Below are 14,774 nucleotides of genomic sequence, written 5' to 3'. Positions count from 1 at the left end.
GTCGGGCCGTGAACTGCGCGATCCTGACATTCGGGATACGCAGTACTGGGCGATGAGCTTGTTTGCAGCGGGAAAACATATGCTTGACCGGTGACATTCGATCCAGTCAGGGGCCGCTCCAGCGAGGGGTGGGCCACCCGAACACCGTCGATCGTCGATCGGATCGCTTCCTCGACAGGTAGCCGTATTCCGTTCTCGGTCGAGTTTTCGCCGCCGCGTGACGCGGACGCCGAAGCGCGCCTGTGGCGTGCGGTGCGTACCTTCGAGCGGCTCGGACCGGCGTTCGTCTCGATGACCTACGGCGCAGGTGGCTCGACGCGCGATCGTACGGTGCGTGTCACCGGCGAACTTGCCGAAGAGACGACCCTGCTGCCGGTTGCTCACCTAACTGCTGTCTCACACAGCACCGAAGAGCTTCGCGCCATGGTCGGTGCCTACGCCGATCGTGGGATCAGCAACATCCTCGTATTGCGCGGCGATCCGCCCGGCGATCCGCTCGGCGAATGGAAGAAGCATCCCGAAGGCGTCGAGTACGCCGAGGAACTCGTGCGGATGGTCCGTGACCTGGGCGACTTCCACGTCGGCGTCGCGTCGTTCCCCGAGGGGCACTACCGCGCTCCGGACTTGGCATACGACACGAAGTACCTGGTGTCGAAGTTGCGTGCCGGCGCCGAGTACTCGATCACGCAGATGTTCTTCGACGTGGAGGACTACCTCCGTCTCCGTGACCGGGTGAGTGCGTACGACGCAGAACAGGGCGCCAAGCCGATCATCCCGGAGATCATGCCGGTGACGTCGCTGCGCTCGGTGAGGCGCATGCTCGAGCTCTCGGGCTCGTCATTGCCCCCTGCTCTCGAACGCCGATTCGACGCCGCGGCCGGAAGCGGTCCGGACGAGAACCGTGCAGCGGTCCGCGAACTCGGCATCGATCTGGCCACCGAGATGGGTGAGCGGTTGATCGCCGAAGGCGCTCCGTGCCTGCACTTCATCACGCTGAACTTCGCGCGCGCCACCAGTGAGGTCCTCGAGCGACTCGGTCTCACCCCCGACACCTCTGTCGGGACAGCACAAGCCGTCTGATCCCGGTTGCCCCGCTCGACACCAATCGAGGGGGCAATCGCCAGGCGCTACTTCGCGGTGTTTTTCGGATTCCTGTTGTCAGCTTGCTTGCTGACAGGTGATTTCGTGACAGGCGTCTTCATGACCGGTGCTTTCGCGGCGGGCGCGCGCTTGATCGGTGCTCGATTGCGCGCCATCCAGGCCATCGCACCGACGACAATCGCGACACCGAGCGCCAGCCCGGCCATGATTCCTGCCCACCCGGCGAAGCTTCGGGTGCTTGGGTCCGCGTAGTTGACCTCGGCGCGCATTGTCGACACCTCGCCGGCGGGCAAGGTCCACGACACCCGGGAATCGCCGTCTCGTGTTCCGTTGGTCGTGCCGACCCGTGCCGGGAAGGCGATGCTGACCTGGACGTCGGCGCCCTGAGTCGGAACCGTCTTCAGGTCTGCCTTGCCGTCGAGCGTGACGGTGTCCCCGGATCGCTTGAGGGTGATCTGGAACGACCCGGACCCCTCGGCGTACATGGAGCCCAGTTGGGCGACGTCACCGAAGGACAAGTCGCTGAAGAACGCCTGGCTGCCGACGTACCCGTCCTTCTTGTACTCCTGAACCCGTATCTTGTCCTCCAGCGACGAAGGTGGGGTCAGCTGCGGACCCTTGTCCGCCTCGTTCGCCGGAATAGCGGCAGCTACCACCTGTCCGGTCACACGATCGTTCGCGGACACTCCCATCGACACCTGCACGCGGATGCACCCGGCAAGCAAGGGAACAAGCATGAGGGCGAGCGCGGCAACCGTCAGGAAACGTTTCCGACTGGTCGGCTTGGCGGCGGGATCGGTGGACTGTTGCACAGTGGTCATCGTGCCAGCCGTGGCGTAGCCAGTCATCGAGGCGGGGGCGTGTCGGCGGGTGAAGTTCGGCGGGTGACCTTCACGACCTGCTCGAACGACGCATCCAACGACGAGTCGCGCCCTGGCGGCTGTCCGACAGTGCGATTCGAGCCGCACTGCGACCGCTGGCTCCGGACACACCGCCACCGGGATGAGTCGATGCTCCGGTCAGATACAACCCGTCTGCTCCCGGAACGCGATGGCCGGACAGTTCCGGAAGCGGTCGCCACAACATCATCTGATCGAGTGACATCTCGACGTGCATGACATTTCCGCCGATCATCCCCAATTCCGACTCGATGTCCCGGGGAGTCTGAATGAATCGGTCGAGGACGGAATCGGCGAACCCGGGTGCGAAAGCCTCCATCTCGCCGACGATCCGGTCGGCCTCCGCCTCGGCGACCGATGCCCAATCGCGATGTCCGCTGAGGCGATACGGCTGCCACTGCGACCACAGTGTCACCTGATGCCGCCCGGCCGGGGCGATCGTGGGATCGATTCCGCTGAAACTCATTCCGAGAACCGCAGGGCGAGGAGGAAGTTCCCCCGCCAGTGCTGCGCCGTGTGCCGTGCGCAAGTGTGCGCGATCGGAGACGAGTAATTGCAATCCCGAGGTACTTTCCCGTGTCGTGGCGTCGCCGCGGTACGACGGAAGCGCGGATGTCGCCAGTCGAAGTACCGCGCCGATGCCGGGGCCGACCCTGATTTTCCGCCGCCAGTGATCGAGCGTGGTTCGGTCGAAGCCCCCTCGGCCCAGGAGGTCGAGCGTGGTCAGGATGTGGCACCCGGCGATTACCTTGCGAGCGTGAACTTCTCGACCGCTCTCGGTTGTGGCGGTCCAGTGACTCGAGTTTCGACGGATCGACGTCACGCCGTCACCGAGCGCGACCGTGGCGCCGTCGACAGCCATCCGGGAGGCCAACGCAGCACTCAGTGCGCCGCTTCCACCGACTGCTCGCCCTGGCGGCAAGATGTGCATGAGGGCCGCGAAGCCGACCATCGGAGCGGTTCCCGGTTCCGACATCGCAGGCCCGGACTGGGCGCCGAACCACGCAAGCGCTGCTTTGAGTGCCTCACTGTCGAAATACTCGTCGAGCAGTGCGTCGCCAGGCGCGAGGAACTGCCGAGACAGTTCGCTGTTGCCGCGTGCGGTGGCGAGACCTCCGAACGCACCGATCAGGTTCGATCCGGTGGGCGGTGCGGAAAACGCTTTCATGACATGTCGACTGCGCTCCGACCAGACCGCGACGAATCGCCGGTAGGAGTCGGCGTCCTTTGTCCCGCATGCTCGTTCGATGGACCAGCAGGTTGCGTCGAGGTCGCGGTGAAACGCGATGCCCGGCCCGTCGGTGCCCGGGGCGGGCGGCGCGAACGCCCACGGGTCACAGTCGATGTAGCGCAGTCCGTGCGCGCCGAGTCCGAGTTCCTCGATGATGCCGCTGTGTCGGATCATGAGGTGTGCCGACGACCCCCGGTCCACCTTGTATCCGGGAAATCGCTCGACGGTCGAGACGGCGCCGCCGAGAACCGTGTCCTTCTCCAGAACCTCGACCGACCAACCCTCGCGTGCGAGGTAGGCGGCCGATACGAGCGCGTTGTGTCCGGAGCCGACGACGACGGCGTCGAGAAGCGCGCTCACAGCGGGAGTCCACGGCCGAGGACTGCGAACGGCCGGTTGTCGCCGGCAAAACGAAATCTGCGGAGCACGTCACGAAAGCCGAGGCGACGGTACAGCCGCCAGGCTCGGTTGTCCTCGTCGTACACCTCGGGTGTCGACAACAGAACACTGCGTTCGGGTCGATCGACGAGGAGGTGACGCAAGAGCGATTCGCCCAACCGGTGACCTTGTCCGTTCGGATGCACGTGGAGTTCGGTGAGTTCGAAGTAGTCGCTCAGAATCGCGTCGATCTCGCTCTGGGGACGACCCGAGCGCCGAAGCCCGTGCAGTACCTGTTGATGCCACCACTGGTCCGGGCTCCCGCGATACCCGTAAGCGATCCCCACCAGCGGCAGATTTTCGTGTGACGGTTGCTGAGGAACCGCCAAAGCGCCGACTGCCTTCCAGCCAGGCCGGTTCGCGTGCTCCTGCCACATCGGTGCGCGATGGAACTCGGTTCCTCGCGGATAGTCCATCGCGGTGACGTACACGGCCAGTGCCTCGTGGAGTCGACTCGCGAATTCTGCGCGATCGAGGTCGACCGTATGTGGTGTCCAGGCGATCTGCGGGTCGACCGGTCTCACCTCTTCTCTTGACGGCGTGTCGGTGGGTGCAGTTATATTGAATAGGTCGAACAGATGTTCGATGTGGGTGATCCGGAGATGCCCGAAGGGAAGCGGGCATCTCCGGCCCACCTGGTCTTGGATCCTCACGGTGCAGGAGGTGCCCCGATGTCCGAGCGTGTGAAGCCTGAACGTGTGAAGTGCCAACGAACTCTTCCTGCCGAGTTGTCGAGTCCGTCGGATGCCGCAATTTCTCGATTGCCGATGTCGGCGAGGCGGTCCTTCGGCGCGACGGACGCCAGCCACCGCACTGCTCGAGTGGGAAAGTCCGGTGTGGCGTGGGGGCTGCTCCGGAAGGCGGATGCGCTTCTTGAGGAAGCGATTGGGGCGGGCGATCCTGCCGACCGGTTCCGGTGTGCCTACCTGGCGGCCCTACGTCATGCCGGGGCAGTGTTGGCCGCAGCTCCTGCCGGTGCCGGCTCGAAGCGCAAGCGAAGCGGAAACGCGTGGGTTCTGATGGACGCCGCAGCGCCCGCGTTCGGAGCGTGGTCGAAGTTCTTCGCAGGGTGGTCCTCTACGCGTGCGGCCGTGGAAACCGGCGTGTCGATCGTGATCACGGACTCCGATTCCGACGCATTCTTCGCCGAGGTCGGCCGTTTTCTCACGGCGGTCGAAGATTTCATCGGTCAGGACGCGTCCGAGCATTTGCGAGCGTCGTGAACAAATGGTCCGTGTCGGCAGTTGTTTCCGGGGAATTTCCTGGTCCGCACAGGCAAATGGAGCCGAATCGGGGCCCTTCGGCACGAATACGTACGCTTGTGGCGGAACTCGTACCCGGAGTTGGTGGTCCGAGACCTAAACTGCTCGTATTATGAAAACAGGTAATCGTCCAACTTGATTACCCGCCGCCTCACACCGTGGGGTGGTTGCCAAACTTCCAGTGCCGGGGGAGGTACCGTGCCACTCTCCGAGCACGAGCAGCGCATGCTCGATCAGATCGAGAGCGCTCTCTATGCCGAAGACCCCAAGTTCGCCTCCAATGTGAGGGGCGGCCGTATGCGGGCGCCGTCGAGTAGACGGCGGTTCCAAGCAGCGGCTCTATTCGTGCTGGGTCTGGTCCTGCTGATCGCGGGGGTTGCACTCCCGCTCAAGCCGGGCGGTTTTCCGATCATCAGCCTGTTCGGTTTCTTGTTCATGTTCGGCGCAGGGGTGTTGTTCCTCTGGGGTGGTGGACGTAAGTCTGCGCCGGCCGCCGACTCCGCTTCCGAAGGTGGCAATCATCCCTCCGGTCCGCCGGGTAGGGGTAGTGCCGGCGGATCCGGGCGGGGACGCGGCCGGAAGTCTGGCGGCGGATTCTCGTCGCGGATGGAAGATCGATTCAAACGCAGGTTCGAGCAGGACTAGCTCTCCCGCCCTTCTTCGGGCGTACTTCGAGAGTGATGCAGTTCGGACGTGACGCCCTCTTCAGGGCACGGACGACCACACGTGTGGCGGTCGGCAACCAAGGTTGCCGACCGCCACACGCCGTTGCTGTGGGTGTTGTACGTGTGCGCCGGCAATCCATCGAGTGAATCAGTGACGTGCGAGCGAATCACTCGCCACTCCTGCTGCCTCAGGGCATGCCCGCGGGCTTCCTCCACTTCGCTCCACTCGGCCCTCCACTTTCCTCCACCCTGGTCGAACTGCAACGCACGACCAGACCTCGTCCCGCTCACGTCTATTCGAAAACCGCGCTTGTACTGCGATTTTGTGTGGGGGAGCAACAGATCGTGGCGTAAAGGGTCGATCTGACGGCGGTGTGGGCCGGGACACGGTTACAAATTTCCCCCACGTCTCCCCACCTGCGCTGACCTGCTATTTATCAGCAAATGATGCTGAATAGGGACCATGTGCTCCTTGTTTGTGGGGGAAAGTGGGGTACTGTGGGTTCGGGCGGAGAGCTGAAGCACGATCCGCTCGATAGGGAGGGTTTCAGCGCAAGCTCGCAGGAGGTGTCGAGTGTTCCTCGGTACCTTCACGCCGAAGCTCGACGACAAAGGTCGGCTCACGTTGCCGGCAAAGTTCCGAGACGAACTGGCAGGAGGATTGATGATCACCAAGAGTCAGGATCACAGCCTCGCCATCTACCCCCGGGACGAGTTCGTCAAGCTTGCTCGAAAGGCAGCGGCAGCTCCACGCAATGATCCGGCAGCTCGGGCGTATGTCCGTGCTCTGGCCGCCGGCACAGATGAACAGCACGCCGATGCCCAGGGGCGAATCACCCTCTCGGCTGATCATCGGCGTTACGCAAACCTGTCCAAGGAATGCGTAGTGACCGGCTCCGTCGATTACCTCGAGATCTGGGATCTAGCAGCCTGGGAGAGGTATCTCGGAGACAACGAAGAGGACTATTCGCAGGCAACAGGCGAATCTCTCAGCGAGATCGTCTAGGCGAAGAGCCCCCGGCGAATGCCGCGAGGCCTCTGCCCGGAAAGACCCTGACGCACTTCCCCAGCGCCAGGTTCTCCTTCGGGCAGGGACCTCGAAGCATTCGCCTTCTCGAACAGTCATCGCCTTCTCGGAAAGTCAGCACCTTTTCGAAAAGTCATCGGAAATCATGAAAGTAGGAGCCGGAGCAATCATGGTGGATCACGAGGTGAACGAACCCTCGGATGCCGATGGCTTCGCGCACGTCCCTGTACTTCTGCACCGCGCCGACGATCTTCTCGGCCCTGCCATCACCGCCGTCGGTGACGGTGGAGCGGGCGCATACATGATCGATGCAACGTTGGGGCTCGGTGGCCACTCCGAATTCTTCCTGGGCAAGTACCCGGGCCTTCACCTCATCGGTCTCGATCGCGACACCAACGCACTCCGGATCGCTTCCGAGCGTCTGGCGCCATTCGCGGACCGAACGACGTTCGTGCACACCACGTATGACGGGATCGAGGACGCGCTCGAACAGGCAGGTCTGCCGTCGACGGAGTCGGTTCACGCGATCCTTTTCGATCTGGGTGTGTCGTCGATGCAGTTGGACGAAGCCGACCGAGGTTTTGCGTACTCGATCGACGCTCCTCTCGACATGCGGATGGATCAGACGGTCGGGCTGACCGCGGCAGAGGTCCTGAACACTTACAGTCACGGCGACCTTGCTCGCATTCTGAGCACGTACGGCGAAGAACGGTTCGCGGGAAAGATTGCGTCCGAGATCCTTCGGCAGCGTGAGCGTGAACCCTTCACCACCAGTGCAGCTCTGGTCGAATTGCTGTACCGAACAATCCCGGCAGCCACGCGGCGTACGGGGGGACACCCGGCCAAGCGCACCTTCCAAGCGCTGCGGATCGAAGTCAATGCCGAGTTGGATTCGCTTCGTGCAGCCGTTCCTGCCGGGCTCGACGCACTGGCAGTCGGTGGGCGAGTGGTGTTCATGTCCTACCAGTCGCTCGAGGATCGAGTTGTGAAGGCGGAGTTGGTTCCCCGCTCGAAGTCCACCAGTCCTGAAGGACTACCGGTCGAGTTGCCGGGTATGGGACCGGAGTTCCGCATTCTCACCCGTGGCGCAGAACGTGCGTCAGAGCAGGAAATCGAAGAGAACCCACGATCAGCTCCGGTGCGTTTGCGTGCCGCAGAACGCATTTCCAGGAGGCGGGCATGAGTCGTCAGGGCAAATCCGGTGCAGCGCAACGTGCATACGACAAGCGCACCGCACGGGCGGCAGGCCGGACCGGAACTGTCGCTGCTGCCGGCCCGTCTATCTCTCCTCGGGCGATGCTCAAGGGGAGAGTGCCGTTCGTGGCCTCCGTCATCGGACTTCTGTCCATCGGTCTCGCGGTGACTCTGCTGCTGACCACTCGCGCTGCCGAGGATTCGTACCAACTCAGTGATGCACGTGCATACAACCAGTCTTTGGTCGAGCAGAAAGCAGCGCTCGAACGTGACTTCCAGTCGCGTAACTCGGCTCCGGAGTTGGCAAATCAGGCAAGCGCTCTCGGCATGGTCCCCGCCAAGGACCCTGCACGACTGGTAGTTCATCCGGACGGTTCGGTCGAGGTCGTCGGAACGCCGACTCCCGCGACTGCCGGAGCTATGCCGCCGCTCGATGCGCCCACATCGGTGCCCGCACCGACTGCGACACCCCCGCGCACCACAACGCCGGTTGCTCCCGGAGCCACGCCGAGCGTTCCGAATAACACGCGAAACCTCGCGCAGAGTGAACAATTGGTTCCTGTGATCCCCACGACGACAGCACCCGCCACCACGACGGCGGTGCCTGCTCCGCCTGAGGAACGTCGGTGAGTCAGAACTCCCGTAACAACCCCGGTCGGCGTCCGCGCCGCTCGGCCACCGCCTCATTTCCGTTTCGTCAGCGAGTCGGTCGTATCACCATGTGTGGTGCGCTCGCCGTTGCGGCATTGCAGCTCTTGTGGATTCAGGGAATCGACGCGCCGAGTCTGGCTGCGGAATCTGCCAATCAACGAACCACGACCCAGGTCGATCCGGCTGTACGTGGCTCGATAACCGATCGCAACGGAAACCCCCTCGCCTTCACCATGGAAGCCAAGGCGCTGACTTTCCAGCCGGTGCGGGTACGCAAGGAACTCGAGGAAGCGCGCGCCAAGAGCATCGAGCAGGGCGCCGAGGGTGACAAGCAGGCGCCGGAAGTGAGCGATCGCCTCGCCGAGATCGCCGCCGGAATCCACGCCAAGCTCGGCGATACCGTTCCGGAAAAAGATCTGCTTCAGAAGATGAACAGCAACGAGACTTTCACGTACCTCGCGCGCAGCGTGGATCCGGCGGTTGCTGCCGAGATCTCGGACAAGTTCCGGGAGGTCGGCCTCGAGCGTCAGGACATCCGCGAGTACCCCGGTGGCTCTCTGGCCGCGAATCTCGTCGGCGCGACCGGCTGGGACGGGCACGGTTTGCTCGGTCTCGAAGATTCGATGGACTCCACGCTCGCCGGAACCGATGGATCCGAAACGTACGACCGCGGTTCCGACGGCGCTGTGATCCCCGGCAGCTGGCGTGACAAGCAACCGGCAGTCAACGGTTCGGGTGTCGAGCTGACCATCGATTCGGACCTCCAGTTCTACGTTCAGCAGCAGGTCCAGATCGCCAAGGACAAGTCGGGCGCAAAGAACGCTTCGGTTGTGGTCATGGACTCCAAGACGGGACAGGTGTTGGCCATGTCCAACGACAGCACCTTCAACCCCGCAATCGGCATCGACAAGAACGCGCCGACAGCCGAAATGGGCAATCCGTCGGTCAGTACGCCGTTCGAGCCCGGATCGGTGAACAAGATCGTCACCGCAGCAGCGGCCATCGAGGACGGTAAGACAACTCCGGACGAAGTTCTGCAGGTCCCGGGCAGCATCACGATGTCCGGTGCCACAGTCAAGGACGCGTGGGATCACGGTGTGGCCCCGTACACCTCTACCGGTGTGTTCGGAAAGTCCTCGAACGTCGGCACCTTGATGCTCGCTCAGCGAGTGGGCGAGGATCGCTACGCAGACATGCTGAACAGGTTCGGCCTCGGACAACGCACCGACGTCGGACTTCCCGGCGAGAGCGCGGGCAGCGTTCCGAGTCGCGACCAGTGGTCGGGCGGAACCTTCGCGAACCTGCCGATCGGGCAGGGTCTCTCGATGACAACCCTGCAGATGACCGGGATGTACCAGGCCATTGCCAACGACGGCGTGCGAATTCCTCCGCGGATCGTGAAGTCGACTGTCGATTCTTCCGGCACGCGGACCGAGACGCCGCAGCCCGAGGGCGTCGAGGTGGTCAGCGCCCAGACAGCGGCGACCGTTCGGGACATGTTCCGGTCGGTCACTCAGGAAGACACCGGCAACCAACGAGGAACCGGTGTTGCCGCGGGCGTCGAGGGATACCAGGTCAGTGGAAAGACCGGGACCGCGCAGCAGGTGGATCCCGCGTGCAAGTGCTACTCCAACTCCAACTACTGGATCACCTTCGCGGGAATCGCGCCTGCGGACAATCCTCGATTCGTGATCGGAATCATGCTCGACGCACCGGTTCGCGGCGTGGACGGCGGCGGCGGTCAGTCGGCGGCACCGTTGTTCCACAACATCGCGTCGTGGATGCTCCAGCGTGACAGTGTCCCGATGTCGCCGGACCCCGGTCGCAAGTTGGTGTTGCAGGCGGACTGATTGCGGTGTGTCGGTTTCGACACGGTCTTCGGGTGAATCCCGGACACGGTAATCTCAAACGTCGCAGTAACCTCATTCATCGCAGTGCGCCGAACTTTGCTTGCGTTGCGACCGCCATAGACAACGACCGCCATAGACAACGACCGCGATAGAACAACGACAATTGCCAGGAGTCGAGTGACAGTGCCGAATCGTTTGCAATCGTCGAACTCGGACGGCGCTCCCGGGACGCGTCCGACACAACCGGTTGCTACCGCGATCACGGCGCTCTCCGAACTGTCCGGGGCTCGCCTCGAATGGGTGGGGCAACCGGGATCACAGTCCTCGGAGGTCGTCGTCAAGGGCGTCGACCTGCGTGCGCAGGGAATCGTGACCGATGACCTCTTCGCCGCTCTGCCCGGTGCACGGACCCATGGCGCTCAGTTCGCCGTCGACGCTCTGGGGCGCGGTGCGACCGCGATCTTGACCGACGAGGCCGGCCTCGAACTGATCGAGGCCGCGGACAAGGCGCCTGACCGGTCCGTCCCAGTTCTCGTTCATCCGAACCCGCGGGATGTGCTCGGTGAGATCTCCGCGGAAATCTACGGCCGGCCCTCGGAGAAGATGCAGGTCGTCGGGATTACCGGTACATCGGGCAAGACCACGACGTCGTACTTGCTCGAAGCTGCGATTGCCGGAGCCGGCCGCAAGCCCGGCCTGGTCGGGACCATCGAGACTCGAATCGACGGCCGCCGGGTGCCCAGCGCTCTGACCACGCCGGAGGCTCCGCAACTGCATGCTCTGTTCGCCGTGATGGCAGAGCAGGGGATCGATACCGTCGTCATGGAGGTCTCCAGTCACGCTCTCGCTCTCGGACGCGTCGACGGCATCCGCTTCGACATCGGCGCGTTCACCAATCTTTCGCAGGATCACCTGGATTTCCATCGGGACTTCGAGGAGTACTTCCAGGCCAAGGCTCGGTTGTTCGATCCCGAGTCGACGGTGCGAGCCGAGCATGCCGTCGTCTGCGTCGACGACGTGTGGGGTCGACGGATGGCCGAGTTGGCCGCGACCGACGAGAGCGACGCGGTGACAACGGTCTCGACCTCGACGGCCGAGGCCGAGTGGACGGTCGGCGCAGTCGAGGTTGCCGAGGACGGCTCGCAGACCTTCGAGTTGGTCGGGCCGGACGGACAGTCGTGGCCAGTCTCACTTCGTCTCCCCGGGCGATACAACGTGGCCAACGCTGCGCTGGCGTTGACCGTCAGCTTTGCGGCGGGACTCGACCCGGACGCGGCTGTTCGAGCGCTCGGGACCGTGGACGTCCCGGGGCGAGTTCAGCGGATCGACCGGGGGCAGAGCTTTCTCGCCGTGGTCGACTACGCCCACAAGCCGGCAGCGCTCGAAGCCGTGATCGCCACGCTGCGCAACCAGGTTCCCGGCCGAGTGGCCGTGGTCGTCGGTGCGGGCGGTGACCGCGACGCCGGCAAACGGGCACTCATGGGTGAAGCGGGTGCGCGAGGCGCAGACCTGCTGATCGTCACCGACGACAACCCACGCACCGAGGATCCGGCGAAGATTCGCGCTTCGGTGATGCAAGGCGCCATGGACGTGCCCGAATCCGAACGCGGCGAGGTTCGCGAAGTGGGGGACCGGGCCGCCGCGATCGAGCAAGCAGTCCGGTGGGCACAGCCAGGAGATGTCGTCCTGGTGGCAGGCAAAGGCCACGAAGTAGGTCAAGAAATCGACGGGGTCAAACACCCGTTCGACGACCGCGAGGTGTTGGGCGAAATGATCGGCCGATTCGCGATCAACACAGCACATGGAGGCAAGCAATGATCCCGATGACGCTCTCTCGGATCGCCGAGATCGTCGGAGGAACCCTGCACGACGTCGACGATTCGTCGACGCAGGTGACTGGAACCGTCGAATTCGATTCGCGCAAAGTAGCTCCAGGTGGGCTCTTCCTCGCCCTACCCGGAGCGCGTGTCGACGGTCATGATCACGCGGAAGCGGCGGTGGCAGCGGGCGCTGTGGCGGTGCTCGCGGCGCGGCCGGTCGGAGTTCCGGCAATCGTCGTTCCATCGGTGCCGAACGACGGTCCCAGTGCAGTCATGCTGCTCGAACACGACACCGACGGGTCCGGAGCCGCGGTCCTGCATGCCCTCGGCCTTCTGGCCAGGGCCGTGGTCGACGAACTGGCAACTGATGGCACACCGGCCGATGGTGGACTGACGCTGGTCGGTGTCACCGGTTCTGCCGGCAAGACCTCGACAAAGGATCTGATAGCAGCGCTGCTGCGCGAGTGCGGCGAGGTGGTTGCGCCCCCCGGGTCGTTCAACAACGAATTGGGTCTGCCGTGGACAGTGCTCCGCGCCGACGAGAAGACCCGCTTCCTCGTTCTCGAGATGTCGGCCCGTGGGGTCGGTCATGTCGGCGAACTGACGAAGATCGCGCCGCCGAAGATCGGCGTAGTTCTCAATGTGGGCACTGCCCATCTCGGTGAGTTCGGTTCGCGTGAAGCGATCGCGGTCGCCAAAGGTGAACTGGTGGAAGCACTCCCGTCGGCAGCCGACGGTGGAGTTGCGGTCCTCAACGCCGACGACCGCATGGTCGCCGCAATGGCGAGTCGAACCAAGGCCCGGATCGTATTCGTCGGCCAGTCCGAAGACTGCGACGTTCGGGCGACCGACGTGGTTGTCGACGACCAGGCCAGGGCTTCCTTCACACTGAACTGTTCACAGGGTTCTGCACGTATTCGCCTGGCCGTTCACGGCGAACACCACGTGAGCAACGCCCTGGCCGCGGCGGCCGTCGCACTCGAGAACGGCCTCGCGGTTGCAGACATCGCACGTGTCCTCGAGGGCACGAAGGCAGCGTCCGCGAGGCGGATGGAAGTCACCGAGCGCGCCGACGGCGTCACCGTCGTCAACGACAGTTACAACGCCAATCCCGATTCCATGCGCGCCGCCCTCAAAGCGTTGGTGTCCATGGCGCGATCGGATCGGCACTTCGGTCGCCGTAGCTGGGCTGTGCTCGGAGAGATGGGTGAGCTCGGACCGGAATCAGTTGTCGAGCACGACGCGATCGGTCGCCTTGCCGTCAGACTCGATGTCAGCAAGTTGATCGTCGTCGGGACGGGCCGCACCTCGCGTGCGATGCATCAAGGAGCAGTGATGGAGGGGTCGTGGGGTGACGAGTCCGTCGTCGTGCCCGACGCAGCTGCGGCAATCGCCATTCTCGAAGCGGAACTCGAACCGGGCGATCTCGTCCTGGTGAAGGCGTCCAAGTCGGTGGAACTGTGGTCGGTCGCCGAAGCGATTCTGGCCGCAACGCCCAGCGACAACACCGGTGACGCGAACACCGATGGCGAGAACGGCGGGGATTCGCAGTGATCCAGATTCTTCTCGCCGCAGGCATCGCGCTGGCGGTCTCCATCATGCTCACGCCGATCCTGATCAAGGCGTTCTCGAAACAAGGTTTCGGGCAGGAGATCCGAACCGAAGGTCCAGCCAGTCACCAGGCCAAGCGCGGCACGCCGACAATGGGCGGCGTCGCGATCCTGACCGGAATCTGGGCCGGCTATCTCGGCTCACACCTCATCGGTCTCGGGATGGACAACGCGGAGGGGCCATCGGCGTCCGGCCTACTGGTACTCGGTCTGACCACCGCGCTCGGTGGAGTCGGTTTCCTCGACGACTTCATCAAGATCCGCAAGCAGCGCAATCTGGGACTGAACAAGACAGCGAAGCTGGTCGGACAGTTCGTCGCTGCCATTGCCTTCGGAATCCTGGCCCTTCAGTTCCGCGGTGACGACGGGCTGACTCCGGGCAGTGTTCATCTGTCGTACGTGCGCGACATCGCCACCGTCTCACTCGGGTCCGTGGTCTTCATCGCCTTCTGCTACCTACTGGTCAGCGCCTGGTCCAATGCCGTCAACCTGACCGACGGCCTCGACGGATTGGCCGCCGGTGCGATGAGTTTCGTTCTCGGCGCCTACGTCATCATCACGTTCTGGCAGTTCCGCTACTCGTGCGAGACGAATCCCGGTAAGGGTTGCTACGACGTCCGAGACCCGCTCGATCTCGCGGTGCTCTGCGCGGCCGGCGCCGGCGCGTGCATCGGTTTCCTCTGGTGGAATGCCGCACCCGCCAAGATCTTCATGGGCGACACCGGTTCTCTTGCCCTCGGCGGCATGCTCGCCGGATTGTCGATCACCACCAGCACGGAACTGTTGATGGTGGTCATCGGTGCACTGTTCGTCGCGGAGGCCGCGTCGGTGGTGATCCAGGTAGCGGTGTTCCGGTCCAGCCGACGGCGGGTCTTCCGAATGGCGCCGTTCCATCACCACTTCGAACTCGCCGGGTGGGCTGAAACCACGGTCATCATCAGATTCTGGTTGCTGGCGGCTATTGCGTCGGCTATCGGCTTGGCACTCTTCTACAGCGAATACCTCGCAGCGCTCGGAGGCTGAAAA

Annotated in this window: 13 protein-coding genes; 10 read left to right on the top strand and 3 right to left on the bottom strand. The window is 63.8% G+C overall.

What is annotated here, in order from left to right:
* The first annotated feature begins 90 nt into the window (after nt 1-90).
* Entirely contained in the window at nt 91-1,080 is a 990-nt protein-coding gene (locus tag G9U53_RS14060; RefSeq protein ID WP_003941803.1) for a methylenetetrahydrofolate reductase, read from the top strand.
* Nucleotides 1,081-1,127: 47 nt separating this feature from the next.
* Here G9U53_RS14060 and G9U53_RS14055 read toward each other — a convergent pair whose 3' ends face one another.
* The 3 genes from G9U53_RS14055 to G9U53_RS14045 all read right to left on the bottom strand — a co-directional run bounded on the left by G9U53_RS14055 (nt 1,128) and on the right by G9U53_RS14045 (nt 4,193).
* A complete protein-coding gene (locus G9U53_RS14055; RefSeq protein ID WP_075833434.1) occupies nt 1,128-1,922 on the bottom strand; it encodes a DUF3153 domain-containing protein in 795 nt (264 codons plus the stop codon).
* Between the two features lie 70 nt (nt 1,923-1,992).
* Nucleotides 1,993-3,591, bottom strand: a complete 1,599-nt coding sequence (locus tag G9U53_RS14050) for an NAD(P)/FAD-dependent oxidoreductase (RefSeq protein WP_007730076.1) — start codon at nt 3,589-3,591, stop codon at nt 1,993-1,995.
* Nucleotides 3,588-4,193 (bottom strand): N-acetyltransferase, encoded by a 606-nt coding sequence (locus G9U53_RS14045; RefSeq protein WP_003941672.1) that lies wholly within the window; start codon nt 4,191-4,193, stop codon nt 3,588-3,590. Before G9U53_RS14045 ends, G9U53_RS14050 begins: the two co-directional genes overlap by 4 nt.
* Nucleotides 4,194-4,340: 147 nt before the next feature.
* Here G9U53_RS14045 and G9U53_RS14040 point away from each other — a divergent pair, with 147 nt between their 5' ends.
* From G9U53_RS14040 to mraY, 9 genes are all read left to right on the top strand, one after another.
* Nucleotides 4,341-4,892 carry an SAV_6107 family HEPN domain-containing protein gene (locus G9U53_RS14040; protein WP_242692558.1) on the top strand — a complete coding sequence of 184 codons (552 nt, stop codon included), beginning with the start codon at nt 4,341-4,343 and terminating at the stop codon, nt 4,890-4,892.
* A gap of 237 nt (nt 4,893-5,129) precedes the next feature.
* The gene (locus tag G9U53_RS14035; protein ID WP_003941660.1) at nt 5,130-5,576 is read left to right on the top strand and encodes a DUF3040 domain-containing protein; all 447 of its coding nucleotides are present in this window, start codon (nt 5,130-5,132) and stop codon (nt 5,574-5,576) included.
* A gap of 594 nt (nt 5,577-6,170) precedes the next feature.
* Nucleotides 6,171-6,602 carry a division/cell wall cluster transcriptional repressor MraZ gene (mraZ, locus tag G9U53_RS14025; protein ID WP_003941779.1) on the top strand — a complete coding sequence of 144 codons (432 nt, stop codon included), beginning with the start codon at nt 6,171-6,173 and terminating at the stop codon, nt 6,600-6,602.
* 190 nt (nt 6,603-6,792) lie between these two features.
* Nucleotides 6,793-7,806 carry a 16S rRNA (cytosine(1402)-N(4))-methyltransferase RsmH gene (rsmH, locus tag G9U53_RS14020; protein WP_007730079.1) on the top strand — a complete coding sequence of 338 codons (1,014 nt, stop codon included), beginning with the start codon at nt 6,793-6,795 and terminating at the stop codon, nt 7,804-7,806.
* A complete protein-coding gene (locus G9U53_RS14015; RefSeq protein ID WP_003941715.1) occupies nt 7,803-8,447 on the top strand; it encodes a hypothetical protein in 645 nt (214 codons plus the stop codon). Before rsmH ends, G9U53_RS14015 begins: the two co-directional genes overlap by 4 nt.
* Entirely contained in the window at nt 8,444-10,318 is a 1,875-nt protein-coding gene (locus G9U53_RS14010; protein ID WP_003941764.1) for a penicillin-binding protein 2, read from the top strand. The genes G9U53_RS14015 and G9U53_RS14010 overlap by 4 nt, the downstream gene beginning before the upstream one ends.
* A gap of 183 nt (nt 10,319-10,501) precedes the next feature.
* Complete coding sequence (locus tag G9U53_RS14005) at nt 10,502-12,136, top strand: UDP-N-acetylmuramoyl-L-alanyl-D-glutamate--2,6-diaminopimelate ligase (protein WP_042921840.1); 1,635 nt, start codon at nt 10,502-10,504, stop codon at nt 12,134-12,136.
* Nucleotides 12,133-13,692: a UDP-N-acetylmuramoyl-tripeptide--D-alanyl-D-alanine ligase gene (gene murF / locus G9U53_RS14000; protein ID WP_125051248.1), complete on the top strand. Its 1,560-nt coding sequence runs from the start codon at nt 12,133-12,135 to the stop codon at nt 13,690-13,692. The genes G9U53_RS14005 and murF overlap by 4 nt, the downstream gene beginning before the upstream one ends.
* A complete protein-coding gene (gene mraY / locus G9U53_RS13995; protein WP_003941699.1) occupies nt 13,689-14,771 on the top strand; it encodes a phospho-N-acetylmuramoyl-pentapeptide-transferase in 1,083 nt (360 codons plus the stop codon). The genes murF and mraY overlap by 4 nt, the downstream gene beginning before the upstream one ends.
* The last annotated feature ends 3 nt before the right edge of the window (nt 14,772-14,774 follow it).

This window comes from Rhodococcus sp. D-46 (assembly GCF_011290655.1).
Lineage (GTDB): Bacteria > Actinomycetota > Actinomycetes > Mycobacteriales > Mycobacteriaceae > Rhodococcus_F > Rhodococcus_F qingshengii.
This window is presented reverse-complemented; position numbering and strand designations above follow the sequence as displayed.